The 2,498-nt window shown below is 66.8% G+C and carries 4 protein-coding genes and 1 pseudogene; 3 read left to right on the top strand and 2 right to left on the bottom strand.

Annotation, left to right across the window (positions count from 1 at the left end; genetic code table 11):
- Positions 1-284 precede the first annotated feature (284 nt).
- Positions 285-500 (bottom strand): hypothetical protein, encoded by a 216-nt coding sequence (locus tag ACZ4TV_RS33355; RefSeq protein WP_468139011.1) that lies wholly within the window; start codon positions 498-500, stop codon positions 285-287.
- The gene (locus ACZ4TV_RS33360; protein ID WP_468139013.1) at positions 493-645 is read right to left on the bottom strand and encodes a hypothetical protein; all 153 of its coding nucleotides are present in this window, start codon (positions 643-645) and stop codon (positions 493-495) included. Before ACZ4TV_RS33360 ends, ACZ4TV_RS33355 begins: the two co-directional genes overlap by 8 nt.
- A 200-nt stretch (positions 646-845) precedes the next feature.
- On the opposite strand from ACZ4TV_RS33360, the gene ACZ4TV_RS33365 reads away from it, so the two are divergent.
- The 3 genes and pseudogenes from ACZ4TV_RS33365 to ACZ4TV_RS33375 form a co-directional block, all read left to right on the top strand.
- Positions 846-1,604 (top strand): GntR family transcriptional regulator, encoded by a 759-nt coding sequence (locus ACZ4TV_RS33365; RefSeq protein ID WP_468139015.1) that lies wholly within the window; start codon positions 846-848, stop codon positions 1,602-1,604.
- Positions 1,597-2,027: pseudogene (locus ACZ4TV_RS33370) on the top strand (NUDIX hydrolase). Before ACZ4TV_RS33365 ends, ACZ4TV_RS33370 begins: the two are co-directional and overlap by 8 nt.
- Positions 2,028-2,238: 211 nt before the next feature.
- On the top strand, positions 2,239-2,498 hold a 260-nt coding region (locus ACZ4TV_RS33375; protein WP_468139017.1), incomplete at its 3' end, for a transposase.

Genomic DNA, 2,498 nt, shown 5'->3' on the forward strand with positions numbered 1-2,498 from the left:
TCAACCCTTGACAGCCCGTCCCGCCACGGAAAGACAAGGACAGCCGGGAAACCCCCAAAGGACGGGCCGGTCCGAGATCCAACGACGGGCCCATCAGGGATGCCCGACACCGCTCCGGTCAGGGCCGGCCACGGCCCGGGCCCTCCCACAAGCCCCACCCGACCCACAGGCGCATCCGATCGCTACGCGCTTCGCCCGTCCCAGCGTCCGCCGCCTGTCTTGGGCCGGTCACGCCCACGATCGCTACGCGCTCCTCACCGACCGCGCCCGACAGCCGTCTTGGGCTAGCCACCGGCGGGCTCGATGTTGTCGACTGCGGTGGTGAACTCGCGGCCGGAAGCGCCCCGGATGTACGCCAGTTCCATCCAGCGTTCGTGGACGACGGAATCCGACACGTTCTCGTTGATCACGGCCATCAGTTCGCCCTCGGCTCCGGACGCGATGTCGCGCACCCGACGCCGCAGGAGTCGGTGTGGCACGTACTCGTAGCACTCACTCATCGGACACCTTCTCGAAGGTGTCGAGGAAGCACTCCCAGCCGACCAGCGCCCGGTCGAGCAGATCCGAGCTGGGTTCGACCACTGCAGCCACCCGCACCGACGGGTCCGTGGCAGGGGCTGCTGTGTCGTCGGAAATCTGACGCATGCAGATCACTCCTCAGTCGTGAGGCCACCCGGGGGAAGTATCTCTAGAGATGTAGCCACTACAGCCGGTTCGACTCGATCCGTCAACACATCTCTAGAGATCTCTGACGGTTAGCGACAGGTCCCAACGCTGGGACGGGACGCGCAGTGCGCTATCCCTGGCCATAGGGTGTCTAGAGAAGAGAAGGAGTGATCGGTTTCATGACCACCCAGGGCAGCGCCCGCCGGCCGAAGTACCAGCGGATCGCCGATGCGCTGAGGACGGCCATCCAGTCGGGCGAGTACGGCCCGGGCGACCGTCTGCCCGGCGAGAACGACCTTATGGCCACGTACGATGTCGCCCGGATGACCGCACGTCAGGCCCTCGGAGTACTCCAGAGCGAAGGCCTCGCGGAGGCGCGGAAGGGCGCTGGTGTCTTCGTCCGGGCGTTCAAGCCCCTGCGGCGGCGCGGTATCCAGCGGCTGGCACAGGAGCAGTGGGGGTCGGGCCGTTCCATCTGGTCCACCGATACCGAAGACCGAGAGCTCGTCGTCGATCAGATCGATGTGCGCGAAGAAGAGGCGGACAGCCGCATCGCCGATGCCCTCGGCGTTCCCCCGGGGTCTCGGGTTTGGGCGCGCAGCCGTCGCTTCGTCCTTGATGGCAAGCCGGTGCTCTTCGCAATCTCGTACCTGCCGTCGGACCTCGTCGCCGACTCTGCCATCACCCGGACCGACACCGGCCCCGGTGGCACGTACGCGCGCCTGGCCGAGCTGGGCCACAAGCCCGTTCACTTCCGCGAGGAGGTGCGCTCCCGGATGCCGTCAGCCGACGAGGCCGAGCGGCTCGCGCTCACCATGGGTACGCCTGTCATCCAGATCGTCCGCACGGCGTTCGCCGAGGGCGGGCGGGTCGTTGAGGTCAATGAGATGACCCTGGACTCCGCTTCCTACGTGCTGGAGTACGACTTCGATGCCTAGTCCGAAGCACTCCGTATCGGTCGCCGGTGCGGTGGTGCGCGATGACGGCCGACTGCTGGCGATCCGCCGGGCGGACAACGGGACGTGGGAGTTGCCTGGCGGAGTACTGGAGCTGGCGGAGACCCCAGAGGTCGGGGTCCGGCGGGAGGTCCTGGAGGAGACGGGGATCCACATCGAGGTGGACCAGCTCACCGGCGTGTACAAGAACATTTCCATCGGAGTGGTGGCCCTGGTGTTCCGGTGCAAGCCCTCCGGGGGGACGAACACGTCTCCGACGAGGCCACGGCAGTCCAGTGGCTCACTCCCGAAGAGGTGTCCGAGCGGATGTCCGAGATCTACGCGATCCGGCTGCTGGACGCCCTCGACGGAAACGGGCCCCACGTGCGAAGCCACGACGGGCAGCAGCTGCTCACGGTGCGGTGAGACTTCGCCTTTCCTGGCAAGGCGCCCGCCGCCGGACCAGCTCTGACGTCAGGTATTCGGCGGACGACCCGCCGTCGCGTGATCGAAGCGCTCATAGGGATAGTGGCCGGCCGATGGCCAGCCCAAGACGGCCGTGGGGCGCAGTCGGTGAGGAGCGCGTAGCGATCGTGGGTGTGAGCGGCCTAAGAGGTCCTAACAGAAGCTGATGATCATGCGACTTTCGGTCCGGGTGGTCGTTGGCCTGGCTGTGGGGAAACGTCAGTCGCGTCCGTGGATCGTGCCGGATGAACTGTGGTCGCTGATGGAGCCGTTGTTGCCTGAGCCAGCACCGAAGCAGGCGGAGGGCCGACCGCGGGTGCCGGACCGGCAGGCCTTGTGCGGGATCCTGTTCGTCCTGCATGCCGGTATCCAGTGGGAGTATCTGCCGCAGGAGCTGGGCTTCGGTTCTGGGATGACTTGCTGGCGGCGTTT

It is taken from the genome of Streptomyces sp. NPDC028910 (assembly GCF_055564955.1).

What these genes read in the sequence shown, in the direction of transcription:
- ACZ4TV_RS33355 (WP_468139011.1), bottom strand. Translation starts at nt 500, where the DNA reads ATGAGTGAGTGCTACGAGTACGTGCCACACCGACTCCTGCGGCGTCGG.
- ACZ4TV_RS33360 (WP_468139013.1), bottom strand. Translation starts at nt 645, where the DNA reads ATGCGTCAGATTTCCGACGACACAGCAGCCCCTGCCACGGACCCGTCG.
- ACZ4TV_RS33365 (WP_468139015.1), top strand. Translation starts at nt 846, where the DNA reads ATGACCACCCAGGGCAGCGCCCGCCGGCCGAAGTACCAGCGGATCGCC.